15 protein-coding genes are annotated in these 19,662 nt (G+C 71.9%); 4 read left to right on the forward strand and 11 right to left on the reverse strand.

Annotation, left to right across the window (positions count from 1 at the left end):
- Window positions 1–2: 2 nt before the first annotated feature.
- The 5 genes from kdpB to ACIF83_RS37855 all read right to left on the reverse strand — a co-directional run bounded on the left by kdpB (window position 3) and on the right by ACIF83_RS37855 (window position 5,987).
- Window positions 3–2,129 carry a potassium-transporting ATPase subunit KdpB gene (kdpB, locus tag ACIF83_RS37835; protein WP_399734045.1) on the reverse strand — a complete coding sequence of 709 codons (2,127 nt, stop codon included), beginning with the start codon at window positions 2,127–2,129 and terminating at the stop codon, window positions 3–5.
- The gene (kdpA, locus tag ACIF83_RS37840; RefSeq protein ID WP_393482725.1) at window positions 2,129–3,790 is read right to left on the reverse strand and encodes a potassium-transporting ATPase subunit KdpA; all 1,662 of its coding nucleotides are present in this window, start codon (window positions 3,788–3,790) and stop codon (window positions 2,129–2,131) included. Before kdpA ends, kdpB begins: the two co-directional genes overlap by 1 nt.
- An 8-nt stretch (window positions 3,791–3,798) precedes the next feature.
- Window positions 3,799–3,888 carry a K(+)-transporting ATPase subunit F gene (kdpF, locus tag ACIF83_RS37845; protein ID WP_067057375.1) on the reverse strand — a complete coding sequence of 30 codons (90 nt, stop codon included), beginning with the start codon at window positions 3,886–3,888 and terminating at the stop codon, window positions 3,799–3,801.
- The gene (locus tag ACIF83_RS37850; RefSeq protein ID WP_393482728.1) at window positions 3,885–4,073 is read right to left on the reverse strand and encodes a hypothetical protein; all 189 of its coding nucleotides are present in this window, start codon (window positions 4,071–4,073) and stop codon (window positions 3,885–3,887) included. Before ACIF83_RS37850 ends, kdpF begins: the two co-directional genes overlap by 4 nt.
- 72 nt (window positions 4,074–4,145) lie before the next feature.
- Window positions 4,146–5,987, reverse strand: a complete 1,842-nt coding sequence (locus ACIF83_RS37855; protein ID WP_399734050.1) for an APC family permease — start codon at window positions 5,985–5,987, stop codon at window positions 4,146–4,148.
- Window positions 5,988–6,217: 230 nt separating this feature from the next.
- Between ACIF83_RS37855 and ACIF83_RS37860 the strand changes: the two genes are divergently transcribed.
- On the forward strand, window positions 6,218–6,721 hold the full coding sequence (locus tag ACIF83_RS37860; RefSeq protein WP_399734053.1) for a hypothetical protein: 504 nt from the start codon (window positions 6,218–6,220) through the stop codon (window positions 6,719–6,721).
- Between the two features lies 1 nt (window position 6,722).
- Here ACIF83_RS37860 and ACIF83_RS37865 read toward each other — a convergent pair whose 3' ends face one another.
- Both ACIF83_RS37865 and ACIF83_RS37870 read right to left on the reverse strand, forming a co-directional pair.
- Window positions 6,723–7,523 carry a DUF4118 domain-containing protein gene (locus ACIF83_RS37865; protein WP_399734056.1) on the reverse strand — a complete coding sequence of 267 codons (801 nt, stop codon included), beginning with the start codon at window positions 7,521–7,523 and terminating at the stop codon, window positions 6,723–6,725.
- On the reverse strand, window positions 7,523–10,015 hold the full coding sequence (locus ACIF83_RS37870; protein ID WP_399734059.1) for an ATP-binding protein: 2,493 nt from the start codon (window positions 10,013–10,015) through the stop codon (window positions 7,523–7,525). Before ACIF83_RS37870 ends, ACIF83_RS37865 begins: the two co-directional genes overlap by 1 nt.
- 235 nt (window positions 10,016–10,250) lie before the next feature.
- Between ACIF83_RS37870 and ACIF83_RS37875 the strand changes: the two genes are divergently transcribed.
- Window positions 10,251–11,825 (forward strand): Na+/H+ antiporter, encoded by a 1,575-nt coding sequence (locus tag ACIF83_RS37875; protein ID WP_393482743.1) that lies wholly within the window; start codon window positions 10,251–10,253, stop codon window positions 11,823–11,825.
- 14 nt (window positions 11,826–11,839) lie between these two features.
- On the opposite strand, the gene ACIF83_RS37880 is transcribed toward ACIF83_RS37875, so the two are convergent.
- Window positions 11,840–13,252 (reverse strand): hypothetical protein, encoded by a 1,413-nt coding sequence (locus ACIF83_RS37880; protein ID WP_393482747.1) that lies wholly within the window; start codon window positions 13,250–13,252, stop codon window positions 11,840–11,842.
- A 687-nt stretch (window positions 13,253–13,939) separates the two neighbouring features.
- On the opposite strand from ACIF83_RS37880, the gene ACIF83_RS37885 reads away from it, so the two are divergent.
- Window positions 13,940–14,749 (forward strand): SDR family NAD(P)-dependent oxidoreductase, encoded by an 810-nt coding sequence (locus tag ACIF83_RS37885; RefSeq protein WP_399734063.1) that lies wholly within the window; start codon window positions 13,940–13,942, stop codon window positions 14,747–14,749.
- Between the two features lie 155 nt (window positions 14,750–14,904).
- Here the strand turns inward: ACIF83_RS37885 and ACIF83_RS37890 are convergent, their stop codons facing one another.
- On the reverse strand, window positions 14,905–16,722 hold the full coding sequence (locus tag ACIF83_RS37890) for an amino acid permease (RefSeq protein WP_399734066.1): 1,818 nt from the start codon (window positions 16,720–16,722) through the stop codon (window positions 14,905–14,907).
- A 239-nt stretch (window positions 16,723–16,961) separates the two neighbouring features.
- On the opposite strand from ACIF83_RS37890, the gene ACIF83_RS37895 reads away from it, so the two are divergent.
- Window positions 16,962–17,804 (forward strand): hypothetical protein, encoded by an 843-nt coding sequence (locus ACIF83_RS37895; protein ID WP_399734069.1) that lies wholly within the window; start codon window positions 16,962–16,964, stop codon window positions 17,802–17,804.
- 12 nt (window positions 17,805–17,816) lie between these two features.
- On the opposite strand, the gene ACIF83_RS37900 is transcribed toward ACIF83_RS37895, so the two are convergent.
- Window positions 17,817–18,551 (reverse strand): TIGR03943 family putative permease subunit, encoded by a 735-nt coding sequence (locus ACIF83_RS37900; protein ID WP_399734072.1) that lies wholly within the window; start codon window positions 18,549–18,551, stop codon window positions 17,817–17,819.
- Window positions 18,548–19,645 carry a permease gene (locus ACIF83_RS37905; RefSeq protein ID WP_399734075.1) on the reverse strand — a complete coding sequence of 366 codons (1,098 nt, stop codon included), beginning with the start codon at window positions 19,643–19,645 and terminating at the stop codon, window positions 18,548–18,550. The genes ACIF83_RS37900 and ACIF83_RS37905 overlap by 4 nt, the downstream gene beginning before the upstream one ends.
- Window positions 19,646–19,662: the final 17 nt, after the last annotated feature.

Consider the following 19,662-nt stretch of genomic DNA (forward strand, 5'->3'; position numbering starts at 1 on the left):
CTTCACCCGATTCCGGGGATCAGAGAGATGAGCAGATCGATGATCTTGATGCCGACGAAGGGGGCGATCAGGCCGCCGATGCCGTAGATCCCGAGGTTGCGCCGGAGCATCTTGTCCGCGCTCACCGGCCGGTACTGCACGCCCTTCAGGGACAGCGGCACCAGCGCGATGATGATCAGCGCGTTGAAGACGACGGCCGACAGGATCGCGGAGTTCGGCGAGGACAGCTGCATGATGTTCAGCTTGTCCAGGCCCGGGTAGACCGCCGCGAACAGCGCCGGGATGATCGCGAAGTACTTCGCGACGTCGTTGGCGATGGAGAACGTGGTCAGCGCACCGCGGGTGATCAGCAGCTGCTTGCCGATCTCGACGATCTCGATGAGCTTGGTGGGGTTGGAGTCGAGGTCGACCATGTTGCCGGCCTCCTTGGCGGCCGACGTACCGGTGTTCATCGCCACGCCGACGTCCGCCTGCGCGAGCGCGGGCGCGTCGTTCGTGCCGTCACCGGTCATGGCGACCAGCTTGCCGCCGGCCTGCTCCCGCTTGATGAGGGCCATCTTGTCCTCGGGAGTGGCCTCCGCGAGGAAGTCGTCGACGCCCGCCTCCTCGGCGATCGCCTTGGCGGTCAGCGGGTTGTCACCCGTGATCATCACCGTCTTGATGCCCATGCGGCGCAGTTCCTCGAACCGCTCCCGCATGCCCTCCTTGACGACGTCCTTCAGATAGATGACGCCCAGGACGCGGGCGCCCTGCTCGTCCTCGATCGCGACGAGCAGCGGGGTGCCGCCGGCCTCGGAGATCCGGTTCGCGACGGTGTCGGCGTCCTTGGCGACCGTGCCGCCCCGCTCCTGAACCCAGGCGATGACCGAGGCGGTGGCGCCCTTGCGGACCTTGCGACCGTCGACGTCCACACCCGACATGCGGGTCTGGGCGGTGAAGGCGATCCACTCGGCCTGCGCCAGCTCGCCCTGGTGGCGTTCGCGCAGCCCGTACTTCTCCTTCGCCAGGACGACGATGGAACGGCCCTCGGGCGTCTCGTCGGCCAGCGACGACAGCTGGGCCGCGTCGGCGACCTCGGCCTCCGTGGTGCCCTTCACCGGCACGAACTCGGCGGCCTGGCGGTTGCCGAGGGTGATGGTGCCGGTCTTGTCGAGCAGCAGCGTGGAGACGTCACCGGCGGCCTCGACCGCACGGCCCGACATCGCGAGCACGTTGCGCTGCACGAGACGGTCCATGCCCGCGATACCGATCGCGGAGAGCAGGGCGCCGATGGTGGTCGGGATCAGGCAGACCAGCAGGGCGACCAGCACGACCATGGTCAGGTGCGTGCCCGCGTAGTTCGCGAACGGCGGCAGGGTGGCCACCGCGAGCAGGAAGACGATGGTCAGCGAGGCGAGCAGGATGTTCAGCGCGATCTCGTTGGGCGTCTTCTGGCGCGCGGCACCCTCGACCAGATTGATCATCCGGTCGATGAAGGTCTCACCGGGCTTCGTCGTGATCTTGATGACGATCCGGTCGGACAGCACCTTCGTACCGCCGGTGACCGCGCTGCGGTCGCCGCCGGACTCACGGATGACCGGAGCGGACTCACCGGTGATCGCGGACTCGTCGACCGAGGCGACGCCCTCGATGACGTCACCGTCACCGGGGATGATGTCGCCGGCCTCGCAGACCACCAGGTCACCGATCTTCAACTCGGTACCGGGCACCCGCTCTTCGGAGTCGCCCACCAGCCGCCGGGCCACCGTGTCGGTCTTGGCCTTGCGCAGGGTGTCGGCCTGCGCCTTGCCGCGGCCCTCGGCGACGGCCTCCGCGAGGTTGGCGAAGATCACGGTCAGCCACAGCCAGGCGCTGATCGTCCAGCCGAACCAGTCGCTCGGGTCCTTGAAGGAGAACACCGTGGTGAGCACGGAGCCGATCCACACCACGAACATCACGGGGGACTTGACCATCACCCGCGGGTCGAGCTTGCGGAATGCCTCCGGCAGCGACTTGATCAGCGCCTTGGGGTCGAACAGGCCCGCACCGACACGGCCTTCGGCGGGCTTGTGCCCAGTGGGGGCGTCCTGATGGGGCGCAAGAGTGGGAGTGGACATCGAGTCCTCGTGCTTCTGTACGTCGGTGCTCATCACGCCAGTCCTTCCGCGAGCGGACCCAGGGCGAGGGCCGGGAAGTAGGTGAGACCGGTGATGATCAGGATCGCGCCCACCAGCAGGCCGGTGAACAGCGGCTTCTCGGTGCGCAGGGTGCCCGCGGTCACCGGGACGGGCTTCTGCTCGGCGAGCGAGCCGGCCAGCGCCAGCACAAACACCATCGGCAGGAAACGGCCCAGCAGCATCGCGAGACCGGTCATGGTGTTGAACCAGTCGGTGTTCGCGTTCAGTCCTGCGAAGGCCGAGCCGTTGTTGTTCGACGCCGACGTGAAGGCGTACAGGACCTCGGAGAAGCCGTGCGCACCGGAGTTGAGCATCGAGTTCGGCGGGGTCGGCAGCGCCATGGAGGCCGCCGAGAAGACGAGAACCAGCGCCGGGGTGATCAGGATGTAGGCGGCCGCCAGCTTCATCTCGCGGGCGCCGATCTTCTTGCCCAGGTACTCGGGCGTACGGCCGACCATCAGGCCGGCGATGAACACCGCGATGACCGCCATGATCAGCATGCCGTAGAGGCCGGAGCCGGTGCCACCGGGCGCGATCTCGCCCAGCATCATGCCGAGCATGGCGATGCCGCCGCCGAGGCCGGTGAAGGAGGAGTGGAAGGAGTCCACCGCACCGGTCGAGGTGAGCGTGGTCGACACCGCGAAGATCGACGAGGAGCCGACCCCGAAGCGGACCTCCTTGCCCTCCATCGCCCCGCCGGCCGCCTGGAGCGCCGGGCCGTGGTGGGCGAACTCGGTCCACATCATCAGGGCGACGAAGCCCAGCCAGATGGTGAACATCGTGGCGAGGATGGCGTAACCCTGCTTCACCGAGCCGACCATCACGCCGAAGGTACGGGTCAGCGAGAACGGGATCACCAGGATCAGGAAGATCTCGAACAGGTTGGTGAAGGGCGTCGGGTTCTCGAAGGGGTGGGCGCTGTTGGCGTTGAAGTAACCACCGCCGTTGGTACCGATCTCCTTGATGGCCTCCTGGGAGGCGACCGCGCCGCCGTTCCACTGCTGCGAGCCGCCCATGAACTGGCCGACCTCGTGGATGCCGGAGAAGTTCTGGATCGCGCCACAGGCGACCAGGATCACCGCGGCGATCGCGGCACCCGGAACCAGGATCCGCAGCGTGCCGCGCACCAGGTCGGCCCAGAAGTTGCCCAGCTCACCGGTGCGCGAGCGGGCGAAGCCGCGCACCAGCGCGACGGCGACGGCGATGCCGACGGCCGCGGAGACGAAGTTCTGCACGGCCAGACCGGCGGTCTGCACGACGTGACCCATGGTCTGCTCGCCGTAGTACGACTGCCAGTTCGTGTTGGTCACGAAGGACACGGCCGTGTTGAACGACTGTGCCGGGTCGACCGAGTCGAAGCCCATCGACCCGGGCAGGAGGCCCTGGAGGCGCTGCAGCAGGTAGAGGAAGAGGACGCTCACGGCCGAGAAGGCGAGGACGCCGCGCAGGTACGCGGGCCAGGTCATCTCGGCGTCGGGGTTGGCTCCGATGGCCTTGTAGGTCCACCTCTCGACACGCAGGTGCTTGTCGGAGGAGTAGACCCGGGCCATGTAGTTGCCAACGGGGACGTAGACGAGCGCCAGCGCGCCTATGAGCGCGAGGAGCTGGAGCACGCCGGCCAGTACGGGACCCATGTCAGCTCTCAGAACCTCTCCGGGAAGATCAGGGCGAGGACGAGATAGCCCAGCAGGGCGACGGCCACGACCAGGCCGACGATGTTCTCGACGGTCACAGCTTCGTCACCCCCTTGGCGACAAGAGCCACCAGCGCGAAACCCGCGAGCACGGTGACGACGAAGGCCAGATCGGCCATCGCGAACTCCTGGAGTGAGGTTCGGTTGAAACGGACGTTTAGAGGAAAGCGCCTGGCTGGCTGGATCTGGTCACCCGTTGACGGCTCCCTTACGGCGGCCCGCACGCCTTTGACGGGACTCTTACGGCCGCTGCTCCGTACCAGCGAGTAGGCCGCCGTAACCGTCGGTGACGCGGCTCACAGCACCCGGAAGCGCAGCCGGCAGATCACCGCGTCCGTCTCCCGCCGCACGGCGTGCGCGACGACGGCGCCCCGCTGGTTCTGCAGCAGCCGCTGCCACAGCCGCTCGGGCTCCGTCTCCGGGATCAGCACGGTGACCCGCGTGGCCGGCTCGCCGGCGGCCACCTCGCGGACGTACGCGGCGATGGGGCGGCCCAGGCTGCGCCGCTCGCAGGACAGCCGCACCAGCGGCACTCCCGGGTCCCACTCGGCCCAGGCGCGCTCCAGGGCGTGCAGCTGGGTGCGGTCCTCCGGGTCCGGGTAGCAGACGGTCACCGCGCGGACCTCGTCGCCCAGGGAGGCGGCGGCGGTCAGTGCCTCGGAGGTGAGCCGGGACAGGGTCGAGACGGGGACGATCACCAGCGAGCGGTCGCGGTGCGGGGCCTCGGGTATGCGGCCCAGACCGAGCCGCTCGCCGATCCGGCCGTAGGCGCGGTGCACGGCGCCGAAGGCGGCGACCAGCAACGGCAACGCGACCACGATCAGCCAGGCGCCCTCCGTGAACTTGCTCGCGGTGACGACGACGGTCGCGACACCGGTGAGCACCGCGCCGAAGCCGTTCAGCAGGGCCTTGCCCAGCCAGCCCTTGCCGCGCTCCAGCCGCCAGTGCCGGACCATGCCCACCTGGGCGATGGTGAAGCCGACGAACACCCCGATGGCGAACAGCGGCACCAGGGTGTTGGTGTCGCCGCCCGAGAAGACCAGCAGGGCCGCGGAGACCAGGGCGAGGGCGAGCACGCCGTGCCGGTGGACCTGACGGTCGGCCTTCAGGGCGAAGACGTGCGGCAGGTAGTTGTCGCGGGCGAGCAGCTTCAGCAGGACCGGCAGGCCGCCGAAGGAGGTGTTCGCGGACAGCGCCAGCAGGATCATCGTCGCGAACTGGATGACGTAGAAGGCCCAGTTGTGGCCGAGCGAGGCGTCCGCGAGCTGGGCGAGGACGGTGACGCCCTCGACCGGCTGGAGGTGGAAGCGGCCGATCAGCACCGACAGGCCGATCAGCATCAGGCCGAGCACGGCGCCGAGCGCGACCTCCGCGCGCTGGGCCCGCCGGGCCCGCGGGACGCGGAAGGAGGGAACGGCGTTGGCGATGGCCTCGACGCCGGTCAGGGCGCTGCACCCGGAGGCGAACGCCTTCAGCAGGAGCAGGGTGCCCACGGTGGTGGCGTTGTCCGCGACGACCGAGGCGTGCCCGGCCGCGGTGACCGTGCTCACGGGGTGGGAGCGGAACAGGCCGACCACGATGAGGACGAAGATCGAGCCGACGAAGACGACGGTAGGCACGATGAACGCCTTCGCCGACTCCACGATGCCTCGCAGGTTGACGCCCGTGATCAGCACCAGCACGGCCAGGCACAGCCACAGCCGGTCGTCGTACAGGCCCGGGAAGGCGGAGGTCAGGGCGGCCACGCCCGCGGTGACCGCGACGGCGACGTTGAGGACGTAGTCCAGGATCAGCGAGGCCGCCGCCACCAGGCTGGTCCGCGCACCCAAGTGCGTCCTGGCCACCGCGTAGGAGCCGCCTCCGTCCGGGAAGGCCGCGATGACCTGCCGGTACGACGCCACCAGCACCGCGAGCAGTCCGGCGATGGCCAGGGTGACCGGCAGGGTGAAGCCGAGGCCGTGGGCGCCCGCGGCGGCCAGGACCAGGACGATCGCCTCCGGCCCGTACGCCACCGACGCCATGGCGTCGAGCGACAGCGCGGCGAGGCCGGTGACGGCGGTGAGGCGGTGCCGTTCGCCGGTATCAGGCGGTTCTTCGTCGGCGGGCGCCGCTCCCGGCTGGAGGGTCAGGACGGACATGGGTGCGTGCTCCTTCGTCGTTCAGCCGCGCACGAGGTCCGAACGGTGCGCGGGTGCACCCAGGTTGTGTCCGTTCACGACCGGGTCCGACTGCTCCTTGCGGCTTCTTCGCGCCCAACCGTCCGACTTTGACGGGATCTTGACGGATGACGTCGGGAATCACCCGATAGCCGTCAAGATCACATCAAAACAGTTCTATCCGGCCGCCCGACTCCCCTACCGTCACCGCCATGGAACAGGCAGCACAGGACCGCCGCCGGCCCAAGGACGTGCGGGATTCCGTCCGTTGCGCCGGGGTCCTGCTCGCCCTGCTCGTGCTCGTCGACTGGGGCTCGGGCCGGTTGACGCCGTGGCGTTGTGCGCTGTGGTTCGCCCTCGCGCTGCTGCTGTTCCTCGTGCTGTGTCCCGCCCGGGTCTCGGCCGGCGAGGACTGGCTGGCCTCGCGGCGGCTGCTGCGCGAACGCCGGGTCCGCATCGACCTGCTGGTGTCCGTCCGCTTCCTGGACGGCGTCGCCCAGCGGCTCGTGCTGAAGGACGCGCTCGGCGGCCGGGTGGAGATCGACCCCGAAGTCCTCCTGAACAACCCGGAGTTGTGGCGCCGCCTGGAGGAGGGCGCACGCAGGGCGGCCGACGACGGCCTGCTGCTGTGCGGGGCGACCGCCCTGCGGCGCCTGGCCCGGCGCATCGACTCCGAGACGGCCCACGCCGTGTTCAGGGCCTCCGGGCTCGACTGAGTCAGGTGACCGGCCCCGAGGTGTCCAGCGCGGCCCCGGTCTGGTCGGCCAGGGTCACCGCGACCAGCCGCGCCTGGAGCGGCGGCACGGGCCCCGGGCCGGGGGTGAGCATGAACCGGCCGAGGTAGTGCCCGTTGCCGTACGCCCGCAGCTCGGTCTCGCCCTCGGGCCAGCCGGCGCCGTCCACGTCCCATGCGTGCCGGCCCACCGTCACGCTGCCGTCCTTCTCCAGCCGCGGCGGGCGCCCGACGAGGGTGCCGTACTCGAAGCGGCAGGCACGCAGGCCCAGCAGCTCGGTCAGCTCGCCGCGCACGTGGTCGACCATGATGTCCGCGGAGTTGGCGGACTGGGCGAGGGCGGCCGTGCGGTGGATCCGGTCCAGGTGGGCCGCGTCGGTCACGGCGACGACTTCCAGACGACGGGCACGGGCGGCGAGCCGGGAGACGATCAGACCGACGACGAGCAGCAGGACCGCCGTCGCCACGTCCCCGGACGCGGTGATGTCGAACGTCTCGTACGGCCGAGTGAAAAAGAAGTCGAACCCGGCCGCCGCCGACAGCGCCGCCACGGTTCCTGCCGTACGACTGCCCAGCGCCGCCACCGCGACGACCACGACGACGAGGACCAGCGCGGCGTTCGTCCGCGACAGATCCGTGCGCAGCGGCACGAGAGCGGCCGCCACCACGAGCGGGGCCACCACGCCCGCCGCCAGGGCCAGCCGGTCCCGCAGTGGCCACGCGGCCCGCGCCGGGCGCGCCCGGCCGGTGCGGTGCAGCCGGAATGTGCTGGTCTCGGTGCTCATCAGGCACCTCCTACGCTCTGCGCATCCTGAGAGTGCGCGTGCTGTTCCGCGAAGGGCAGCGACACGACCATGGTCAGGCCGCCGCCCGGGGTGTCCTCGGGGGTGAGGGTGCCGCTCATGGCCTCGGTCAGGCCGCGGGCGAGGGCCAGCCCGAGGCCGAGGCCGGTGGTGTTGTCGGTGTCGCCGAGCCGCTGGAACGGCTCGAAGAGGCGCTCCCGGCCGGCCTGGGGAAGCCCGGGCCCCCGGTCCACGACCCGCAGCTCCACCCGGCCCGCCAGCGCGCTGGCGGTGACCAGCACCTTCCGGCCGGGCGGGGTGTGCCGGGCGGCGTTGCCGGCGAGGTTGGCGATCACCCGTTCCAGCAGCGGCGGGTCGGCCAGCACCGCGGGGATCGCCTCGGTGTCCGCCACCTCGACGCCGGGGACGTCCGCCAGTGCCGTGGGCAGCACCTCCTCCAGGGAGGTCGCGCGCAGGTTCAGGGGGAGAGCGCCCGCCTCCAGACGGCTCAGGTCGAGGAGGTTCTCCACCAGCCGGTTGAGCTTGGCCATGGACTCGTCGGCGGTGGCGAGGAGTTCCCCGCGGTCGGCGGCGGAGAACTCGACCTCGCTGCTGCGCAGGGAGGTGACCGCGGCCCAGCCGGCGGCCAGCGGGGTGCGCAGGTCGTGGCCGACGGCCCGCAGCAGCGCCGTACGCATCCGGTCGGCGGCCTTGACGGGCTCGACCTCGGCCGCCGCCTCGGCCAGCCGGGCCCGCTCCACCGCGGAGCCGACGTGCGCGGCGAACGCGGCCAGCACCCGCCGCTCGGAGGAGGACAGGGTCCGCCCGCGCAGCACCAGGTGCGCCCCCGAACCAGCCGGTACGGCCGTCACGTCTCCGGCGTCGGGCGGCTCGTCCACCAGCTCCGCCGACTCCATGCCGAAGGTCTCCCGGGTGCGCTCCAGCAGGGCCGGGATGGTCGCGCCGCCGCGCACGATGGTGCCGGCCAGGGAGGACATGGTCTCGGCCTCGGCGGTGGCCCGCGCCGAGCGGCGGGACAGCCTGAGGGAGCGGTCGACGACCCCGGCCACTGTGGCCGCGACGACCATGAACACCGCGAGGGCGAGCAGCGCGTTCGGGTCGCTGAGCGTGAACTGCCCCAGGGGCGGGATGAACCAGTAGTTGAGCAGCAGCGACGCCGTGATCGACGCGATCACCGCCGAGGCGACCCCTCCTATGCAGGCCACGCCCACCACGGCGAGCAGGAACAGCAGCGCCTCGCTGGTCAGGTTCACCGTGCCCCGCACCTGGGCGAGGACGGCGGTCAGCAGCACCGGGAGCACGAGCCCCGCCACGGGTCCGGCGACCAGGCGCCGGGTGGACAGGGTCCGGCGCCGGGAGGGCAGCAGGGTGCCGCGTCCGGCGCGTTCGTGGGTGACGCGGTGGACGTCGATGTCGCCGGACAGCTCGGTGACGGTCTCGCCCGTACCGGGCCCGGTGACGAACCGTTCCAGCCGTCCTCGCCGGCTGGTGCCGAGGACCAGCTGGGTGGCGTTCTCGGCGCGGGCGAACTCCACCAGCGTCGTCGCGATGTCGTCGCCGACCACCGAGTGGTAGCTGCCGCCCAGGTCCTCCACCAGCCGGCGCTGGCGGGCCAGCGAGGCGTGCGAGACACCGGCGGCCAGGCCGTCGCTGCGGGCCACGTGCACGGCGAGCAGGTCGCCCCCGGCCGAGCGGGCGGCGATCCGTGCGGCGCGCCGGACCAGCGTGTCCCCCTCCGGCCCGCCGGTGAGCGCGACGACCACCCGCTCCCGGGTCTCCCACACCCGGCCTATGCCGTGCTCGGTGCGGTACTCCTGCAGCGCCGCGTCGACCCGGTCGGCCACCCACAGCAGCGCCAGCTGGCGCAGCGCGGTCAGGTTGCCGGGCCGGAAGTAGTTGGCGAGGGCCGCGTCGACCTTCTCGGGCGTGTAGATGTTGCCGTGCGCCATCCGGCGGCGCAGCCCCTCCGGAGGCATGTCGACCAGTTCCACCTGGTGAGCACGGCGGACGACGTCGTCGGGCACCGTCTCGTGCTGGGGCACGTGCGTGATCTTCTCGACCACGTCGTTGAGGGATTCCAGGTGCTGGATGTTCAGCGCGGTGATCACGTCGATGCCGGCGTCGAGGAGGGCCTCGATGTCCTGCCAGCGCTTGGCGTTGCGGCCGTCGCCGGGGATGTTGCTGTGGGCGAACTCGTCCACGAGCGCGACCTGCGGGCGGCGCTCGAGCACCGCGGCGAGGTCCATCTCCTCGAAGTCCCCGCCCCGGTAGACGCACCGAGCCCGCGGGACGACCTCCAGGCCGTCCAGCATGGCCTCGGTGCGCGGTCGCCCGTGGCACTCCGCGAACCCCACCACCACGTCCGCCCCGCGGGCGGCACGGCGTCGCCCCTCGTCGAGCATCCGGTAGGTCTTGCCGACCCCCGGAGCCGCCCCGAGGTAGACCTTCATTCGTCCGGGCCGTACGTCACTCATCGCCGCCGAAGCACTCCGCTCACTGGCTCAACTCCCTCGGGAGGGCGGGTCACTGCTCCTAAGGAAGCCCTTTCGGGCGCCGGCCGGTTGCCTTGTTAGCGGTTCCTTGGCACCGGTCCCGGGGACCTTGACACTGTCTTGACGTGCCGTGGCCGGATAGGGTGAAGGCGGTGTGCCGGGAAGTCTGGTCGGCTGGGAGCCAGGGTGGCTCCTGTGAAAGCCCCAGGGGGACGGCATGCGCAGCGTCGGGACGGTTCTCGCACTGGTGGTACTGGCCACCGTCGTAGCGACCTTCGCACGCCGGTGGCGCATACCCGCGCCCTCCCTGCTCGTCGTCGCCGGGCTCACCGTGGCCCTGCTGCCGGGCACCCCGCAGATCGAGATCAGCCCGGAGATCATCGGGCTCGTCGTGCTGCCCCCGCTGCTGTACGCGAGCGCCGAGGAGATGCCCTGGCGGGAGCTGCGGGCGGTGTGGAAGCCGGTCGGGATCCTCGCCATCGGCCTGGTCCTCGCCTCGGCCGCGGCCGTGGGCGCCGTGGCCGCCACGGTGACGCCGCTGTCCTGGCAGATGGCGCTGGTGCTGGGCGCGGTGTTGGCCAGCACCGACCCGGTGGCGGTGACCGCGCTCGGGCGCAGGCTCGCCCTGCCGCCGAGGGTGCAGGTCCTCGTCCAGGCGGAGAGCCTGTTCAACGACGCGACCTCCCTGGTGCTGGTCCGGGTGGCGGCGGGCATCGCGGTCGCGTCGGCGGCGGCGAACTGGGGCTCCGCGGGCGGCAAGTTCCTGCTGCTGGCCGGGGGCGGCACGGTGATCGGTGCCGCGGTGGCCGGGGTCGTGGCCCTGATCCGGCGGCGCACCGAGGAGCCGGTCCTGGAGACGGTGATCGCCCTGGTCACCCCCTATGCCGCGTATCTGCTGGCGGAGGCCGCGCACACCTCCGGGGTGACGTCGTGCGTGGTGGCCGGGGTGGTCCTGGGCGGCCGGGGCGACCGCCTCACCAACGCGCGCATAAGACTGCAACTCCACGCCGTGTACGGCACGGTCGTGTTCCTGCTGGAGAGCGTGGTCTTCTCGCTGATAGGGCTGGCGCTGCCCGCACAGGTGCGGGCGCTGGCCGACGGCGACCGGGCCTGGCCGCTGTACGCCCTCGCCGTCGCCGCCACGCTCATCGCCGTACGCCTGCTGTGGCTCGCGCCGCTGTCGGCCGTCGTCCAGCGCAAGGGCGGGGTCGGCCGTCTGAACTGGCGGGTGCCGATGGTCCTGACCTGGGCCGGCACCCGGGGTGTGATGCCGCTGGCGGCGGCCCTGTCCATCCCGGAGATGACGAAGAACGGCTCCCCTCTCACGGACCGCCCCCTGGTCCTCGTCCTGACCACCTCGGTCGTGGTGGTCACCCTCGTCGTCCAGGGCTTCACACTCGCCCCGGTCGTCCAGCGCTCCGGCATCGCCCTGGAGCCCGCCCACACCGAACGCGAGGAGGTCGAGGCCCGCTCCCGCCTCGCCCACGCCGGACTCGCCCGGCTGGAGGAACTGACCGAGCTGGAGGCCGTTCCGGACGTCGTCCTCGACCGCCTGCGCCGCGGCCTCAACGCCCGTCTGGAGGACGCCCGCGACCGCCTCGCCGAGACCAACGGCACAGCCACGGCCACCGAGTCCGCCGACCTGGTCTACCGCCAGCTGCGCCGCGACCTGATCGTCGTGGAGACACAGGAACTCCAGCGCCTCTACGACGGCCACCGCATAAGCGACACGACACGCCGCCGGCTCCAGCGCTCGCTGGACCTGGAGGAGGCGCGGCTGTCGGACGCGTGAGGGGCGTCCCGGGGTCAGCGGAACTCGGCCAGCCTCGGCCGCAGCCCGAGCACGATCAGCGCCATCGACGCCAGCAGCAGACCGGCCGCCCAGGGCAGGAGCACGTTCACCACCGAGCGGCCCGCACGCACCGACGAGTCGAAGTGGGCCCGGTTGATGTCCGTCACCTTGTCCAGCGCCGCCATCCAGGCGCCGAAGTGGGCGTTGGACGTGCCCGGCTCCCAGCCCATGCAGAACTCGGTGGCCGCCCGCTCCTGCCCGGTCGCCACCAGCGAGCGAATCCTGCGGTCGTCGTGCTCGTAGACGGCGTACGCCCGCACGGTCCGCTCCGCCGCGGAGCGCTCCCCGGGGAAGGTGATGTTGTCCAGCTCGCGCCGGAACTCGCCCGTGAAGCGCAGGTCGTGGTGGTCGGTCTGGTAGGCCTGCCAGGTGTTGGCCAGCTCGCGGTCGTAGGTCGCGAGGGTCGCGTTCCGGATGCCGTACAGCTTCTGGGACTTGGCGAGGAACGCCCGCTCGTACTGGTCCCGGCGCTGCGGGTCGAGCAGGTAGCGGCTTTCGTCGGCGTTGGCGTCGTAGGCGATGGCCCGGGCTCGGGAGAGCGCGACGACGGAGTCGAAGGCGTCGCGTCGCGCGGAGTACAGGTTCCCGTACGACGAGGCGAGCAGCTGGGCGCCGAGGACCACCGCGAGCAGGGCGCACCCGGTGGCGGCGAGGACACCGGGGTTCAGGATCCGGCGGAAGCTGCGGGCCAGGTACCACTGCAGGAGGCCGAGCACGGCGAGCAGAAGGACGCCGAGCGCGACGACGGCGGCGAGCCGGCCGACGAGGGCGGAGCGGGCGGCACCGTACTCCCTGTCGAAGGCCTGGTCGTTCGAGGACACCAGCGTGCGTGACTCGGGCAGCAGCCTGCTCTGCAGGAGGTCCGTGGCCCTGCGGTAGTCGACCAGGGCGGACGCCTTGCCGCCGGAGCGCCCGTCGTTCTCCAGGGCGCGGCCGATCAGCTCCTGGTACTCGGCGAAGTCGTCGGTCAGGCTCTCCACGGTCTTCTCGTCGGACCGGTCCCCCTGTGCCGCGACGGCGAGGGTGCGCAGGTCGTGCCCGATCTCGCGCCGGGCGTCGCCGTAGAAGCCGACCGCCTTCTCGTACGGCGTCCTCAGGCGACCCTTGCCCGCATCGCCGCTGGACAGCAGCACGTTGGCGGCCTGGGCGTCCATGTCGTTCAGGGCGAGGTTGAGGTCGGCGGCGCTGGTGGTGCGCGGTGCGTCGCGTTCGGCCACGCCGTCCCAGGTGCCGTTCGCGGCCAGCCCCGCGACGGTCAGCAGAGCGGCCACGGCGACGGTGAGCAGGAGCGTGGCCGCGCGCAGAAGACGCAGCCGTGCGGGCACGGTGGCCCAAAAACGGCGGCGCAGAGCGGCCCGCGCGGCCACGACCTGCGGCTGAGGGCGCAGCCCCGGACCCGGATCGCCCGTCCGCGACCCCCCTCGTCTCCGTGGTCCGGGGCTGCCCCCTGGTGGGTCCGGTCGTGGCGGAGCACCCCCCTCGGTCCGAGGACCCTGCGCTGTTCCGGCCGTGAGAGTCACGGTCCCTCCAACGTCACGCCACGGACGGTCGCCCGTCCCCCGTTGTCGATCAGTCTGCGACCGGATCCGGCCATGGACGGCTGACGTTGACGCGTTCCTGATGGTTACTCAGCTCGGTTTGACGGCACTTTGACGGCGGCTCCGGAGTCGCCGTATGAGTGCCGCAAATTCCTTCCTGTTCGGGCGGGTTGGTGCCGCGCACGGCGTTAGAGCGTCAAGGACGCGTATGCACGTCAGAGCCCCGTCAGAGAAGGGTGTTCCGCCTTGCCCGGCGGATGCGGGACGGCTTCCATGGAACCTGTGAACAGCGCCTGGCTTCTCTTCGACCGGCCGCCGAGTCCCGCTCGGCCGTCGCGTCGTCCGCCGCGCTGAACGGAAGCGCCCGCGTCCCGCCGACGCGCGTCCGCCGACGCCGCTCTCCGTGACCCGAGGGGCGCCGTGATCGGCTCCGGCGCCCCTCGCTCCTCCTTCCCCACCGCACGCCCACCGCCCCTCGCCGGGCCGTGCCGGCGTGCCCGCAACCCCGGATGGGACATGTCCGACTCCACCCTTTCCTCTCGCACCGTTCTGGTCACCGGCGCCACCTCCGGCATCGGGTACGAGACCGCCCGGCAACTCGCCGAGCGCGGGGCCACTGTGCTGCTGCACGGCCGTACCGCCGAGGAGGCGCGGGCGGCGGCCGACCGCCTGGTCGCCACAGCAGGAGCCCGGGCGACCCGACCACACCCGTACGGCGCGGACTTCACCCACCTGGAAGAGGTGGAGACCCTGGCCGCCGCGATCGTCGCCGCACACCCGCACCTGGACGTCCTGGTCAACAACGCGGGCATGGCGGCCCCCGAGCGGCACACCGTCACCGCGGACGGCAACGAGATCGCCTTCCAGGTCAACTTCCTCGCCCACTACCTGCTCACCTGTCTGCTGGAACCGGCCCTGACCGCAGACCTGGGCGGCCGGGTCGTGAACGTGTCGTCCTCCCTGCACCGCACGGCCTCCATCCAGTGGGGCGACCCCAACCGCGCCCGCCGCTACTCCCGCCTCGCCGCCTACGCCCAGTCCCAGCTCGCCCTCACGGTCTTCGCGGCCGACCCGCGCGTCACCGCCGTGTCGGTCCACCCGGGCGTCTGCGACACCGCCCTGCTTCCCCTCTACGACCACGAGGGCCTCTCCCCCGCCGAGGGAGCCGCGCACGTGGTCCGGCTGTGCGATCCGGCCGTCGAGATCGTCAACGGCGCCTACTACGACCGCGGTGAGCGCGTCGACCCGGCTCCGGCCGCGACCGAGGACCGCACCGTCAGGCGCCTCAACAAGCTGGCGGACCTGCTGGTCGGCCGCACCGTTTGAAGAACCGTTCCGGAACCAGGAGTTGACGTACGTGTCGAAGCGCGCCCGCAAGAAGAAGGCCCGCCGCAAGAAGAAGGCCAACCACGGCTCGAAGGCCGGCCAGAGCTGACGGAGCCCGGCACCGGGTCGGACGGACCACCACCGTCCGCCCCGCCTCACATCCGCAGCCGGTACGGCAGCATGCACACCACCACGTCGGTGCGGGATCGCAGTACGGTCGCCAGCAGCAGGCCCCGCTGGTTCTGCAGGATCTCGTAGCGGCGGTGCCGGGGTTCGACCTCGGGGATCAGCACCGCGATCTGCCGGCCGTCGCGAGCCGCGTGCCGCACGTACTCGACCATCGGCTGGACCAGGGAGCGGTGCGGGCTGTCGATGACGTCGAGGCGCACCCCCGGGTTCCAGCGTGCCCACGCCTCCTGCAGGGCGCGGGTCTTGCCGGGGTCGTTGTGGACGGCGACGGCGACCACCTCGTCGCCCAGCGCCAGGGCGGCGCCGATGGCGTGCCGGGCGAGTCTGCTGACGTCGCCGAGCGGGACGATCACCAGGCTGCCGGAGCGCGGGGCGGGCTGGTCGGGGATGCGGCCCAGGCCGAGTTCCTCGCCGACTTCCGTGTAGTAGCACTGGATGCGGGAGAAGAGCAGCATCAGCAGCGGCACGGCGATCACGACCACCCAGGCGCCCTCGAGGAACTTGGTGAAGAGGAGGATCAGCCCGGCCAGGGTGGTGAGCACCGCACCGGTGCCGTTGATGAGCGCGCGGTGCTTCCAGCCCGGGGGTCGCTCGGTGGCCCAGTGCCGGACGAGACCGAGCTGGCTGAGGGTGAACCCGATGAACACCCCGATCGCGAACAACGGGATCAGCCGGTGGGTGTCGGCGTCGGACGCGATGAGCAGCAGTGCGGCCAGCAGGGCGAGCGCCACCACGCCGTAGCGGTACACGGGCCGTTCGGCGCGCAGCCCGAACAGGTGGGGCAGCCGGTGGTCGCGGGCCAGCAGGCTCATCAGCACCGGCAGCCCGCCGAAACTGGTGTTCGCCGCGAGCAGCAGGACCAGCGTGACGATCAGGTTGGTGGCGTAGTACGCCCAGCCGTCGCCGTAGGCGCGCGCGGTGAGCTGGGCCAGGACGGTGACACCGCCGCGCGGCGCGACGTGGTCGCGGCGGATCAGCACGGCGAGGCCGATCAGCATCAGGCCCAGCAGCCCGCCCAGCATGAACTCGGTGCGCTGGGCGTTCCTGACCCGCGGGGTGCGGAACGTCGGCACGGCGTTGGCGATGGCCTCCACGCCCGTCAGCGCCGAGCAGCCGGAGGAGAACGCCTTGAGGAGGAGAAGGAGACCCAGGGTTTCGTGCGCCTGGACGGGCTGCTCGGTGCCCACCACCGCCGCCGGATGGGAGCGGAGGAGGCCGCCCACGACGACGCCGAGGATGGCCACGACGAACAGCACGGTCGGCAGCATCAGCACCCGGGCGCTGTCCGTGACACCGCGCAGGTTCACGGCCGTCAGCAGCGCGAGGCCCACCAGACACACCAGCAGCTTGTCCCGGGCCAGGTCGGGGAACGCGGAGGCCAGGGCGTCCGCGCCGGCGGTGAGGCTGACGCAGACCGTGAGGACGTAGTCGACGACCAGACTGGCCGCGGCGAGCAGGCTGGAGGTCGCGCCCAGGTCCTTCTTGGCGACCGCGTAGGCGCCTCCGCCGTCCGGGTGTACGGCGATGACCTGGGCGTACGACACGACGAGCGCCGCGAGCAGGAAGGTGATTGCCAGCGTGACCGGCAGGGTGGCGGCCAGCGCCGCGGTCCCGGCCGTGACCAGTACCAGCACGATGGCCTCGGGGCCGTACGCGACCGAGCTGAGCGCGTCCAGCGACAGCGCGGCCAGCCCTTCCATGCTGGTGAGGTGGTGCTTCTCCCCCTCGCCCGGGCGCAGCGGGACCCGCGGTTCCAGCTCACGACGTGCCAGGCCATACGCCATCGGGACCTCACCACGGACGGCAGGACGGTCCGGACCAGTCTCCGCGCGCGACGGTCGTACGGCTCCTCGGGATCGGCCGTCCGCGTGCGCCCCCGTTTCACGAGGGACACGAGTCACCCCATGAATCCCCTGTGAATGTGTGCAGGAGTGCCACAAGGGCCGCACACGCTCCTCGGAAAGCCTCGTTAGCGTTGCCGCTCGATCCCCCGTGCGAACGCGTCGAATCGGAAAGACCTCACATGGACTACTGCTCCTCGTGCCGTCGGCATCTGAACGGCGCCCTGGTGTGTCCCGGCTGCGGCGCGTACGCGCCGGACATAGCCCCGCACACGCCGGCGACCGTCCCCGCGGCGCGAGCGGCCGCCCCCTCCGCCGCCTGGTACGACGACGGTCTCCCCGCCGAGCCCACGCCGTCCGCGATGGACGAGGCCGCGTCCGACGACGTGGAGGACGCACCCGCCGCCTCGCGGGGACGGGCCGCCCGGCGTCGCCAGCTGGCCCGCTGGAAGAAGAACAAGCGCCGGGCCGCGGTCGCGTCGGCCGTCGCGCTCGTCGGCGGCGGGCTCACCCTGGCCTCGATGGACCGCCAGTCCCCCGACCGGGCCCAGGCGGCCTCGGCCCCGGACAACCGGCCCATGGGCGCCACCGACGGGGAGACCGACGCCGGGACCCCTCCGGCGCCGACACCGCCCGGACACCACCGGTCCCCGCACGCCACGGCCCCGGCCCACGCCCAGCAGCCCGCGGTCGCCGTCCCTCACCGGCAGACCGTCGCCACCGCGCCCCGGACCACCCTGCCGGACACCCACCCGGACACCGCGGCCGCTCAGGTCCCGGCGCAGCCGCCGGCCGCACAGCGGCAGCGGCAGACCACCACCCCGGCCTCCGACAGCAGCGGCACCGGCAACAGCAGCGGCAGCGGCACCGGCAGCGGCACCGGCACAGTTGCCCAGCAGCCGTCCGCCCCTGCTCCCGCCCCCTCGGCCGGCAGCGGCACGGACTCGGGCACGCCCCGGACGAGCCCCTCCCCGGCCGCGACCTCCCCGTCCCAGCTCTGCCTGATCGTGGTGTGCCTGGGCTGACCGTCCGGCCCGTCAGTTGTTCCAGGTCTCGTCGTACGGATCCTGTGGCGTCTGCACCGGCTTCGCCGAGGTGACCTTCAGATACGGGATCGGGCCGTTGTTGACGGGGTCGTGGGTCAGCTTGGCGGTGTAGGTGCCCGTGACCTCCAGCCAGGCGTCCGGTTGCAGGACCGGAGGCAGCTTGCCGGTGAGGGCGATCTTCACCGGCTGGGCGTCCGCCGCGCAGCAGTTGAGGGCCATGCGGACGAGGTAGGGCGCGCCGCCGTGGTCCAGGGCCAGGAAGCCGGTGACGCGGACCGGGCGGCCGTTCAGGGAGCGGCCGTGGTCGTAGGCCGCGCGGGACGCGTAGTCGACCACGCTGAGCGGGACGGGGTCGCCTGCGGGCAACTTGCCATAGCCATAAGGCTGTTGCAGTGCGGTGCCGGTGCGCAGGGCGCTGTAGGAGCCCAGGGCCGGCGGGGCGACGAGGATGAGGGAGAGCAGGGGGAGCACGAGGAGCCAGGAGATGCGGGGCTCCGGGTGCGCATGGTCGGCGTGGGCAGTGGCCTTGGCCTTGGCCGCCTTATTGTTCCGCTTGCGCTCGTACCACGCCGTCGCCAGCGCCGCCGCGATCAGGACCGCGCCCGAGGCCAGCAGCATCGGCTGCAGGCCCGCCTTGACGTAACGCAGGTAGAGGTCGGTGGCGCCCGCGTGCAGCAGGGCGGCGCCCAGCAGGAACATCACTGCCGCCTGGGCCTGGCGGTTCACAGCAGCACCGTCCCGGTCACCACGGCCCCCGCGACCGCCAGCGCGAACGTGGCGGGGGCGAAGCGCAGTGCGAAGCCGCGGCCGAAGGTGCCCGCCTGCATCGCGAAGAGCTTGAGGTCGATCATCGGGCCCACCACCAGGAACACCAGCTTGGCCGTCAGGGAGAATTGGGTGAGGGAGGCCGCGACGAACGCGTCCGCCTCCGAGCAGATGGACAGGAGCACGGCCAGTACGGCGAGGGCGAGGACGGAGACCAGGGGGTTGTCGGCCGCCGTGCGCAGCCAGGTCGCCGGGGTCGCCGCCTTCAGCGTGGCCGCGGCCATCGCGCCCAGGACCAGGAAGCCGCCCGCGTGCACGGTGTCGTGCCGGACCGAGTTCCAGAACGTCTCGCCCTTGGTCGCCCCCTCGTGCGCGCCGTGGGCCGGCGGGCGCAGCCAGTCCGTGCGGCCCAGCCGCTGCCACAGCCAGCCCATCGCGCAGGCCACCAGGAGGCTGGCGAGGAACCGGGCCAGGACCATCTCCGGGTTACGGGGAAAGGCGACGGCCGTGGCGGTCAGGACGATCGGGTTGATCGCGGGGGCCGAGAGGAGGAAGGCCAGGGCCGCCGCGGGGGTCACGCCCCGGCGGACCAGCGCGCCCGCCACCGGAACCGAGGCACACTCGCAGCCCGGCAGCACCGCGCCCGCCATCCCGGCGACCGGTACGGCCAGGGCGGGCCGGCTCGGGAGGGCGCGGGCGAAGAAGGACGGGGGTACGAAGACCGCGATCGCCGCCGAGAGGAGGACTCCGAGGACGAGGAAGGGCAGCGCCTGGACCGTCACGGCCACGAACACCGTCATCCAGCTCTGCATCAGCGGGGTGCCGAGGGCCCCGCGGATCGGGGACTGGGCCAGCACCGCCAGCAGCAGGGTCATGGTGAGGATCAGCGGGGAGCTGAGGCGCCGGCTCTCCAGGCCGTCCTGACCTGCCCGGCCCTCGTGGCCTTCCTGCCCCTTCTGGCCTGCCCGGCCCGGCCGTTCGCCCGGCCGTTCGCCGGACGGGCGCGCCGGGTCGCGTTCGGTCGCGCCGGGCGGGGCGTCTTCGGTGATGGCCACGGGCGGGTACCTCCGGC

Origin of the sequence: Streptomyces sp. NPDC085866, from assembly GCF_044541035.1 — a bacterium.
Lineage (GTDB): Bacteria > Actinomycetota > Actinomycetes > Streptomycetales > Streptomycetaceae > Streptomyces.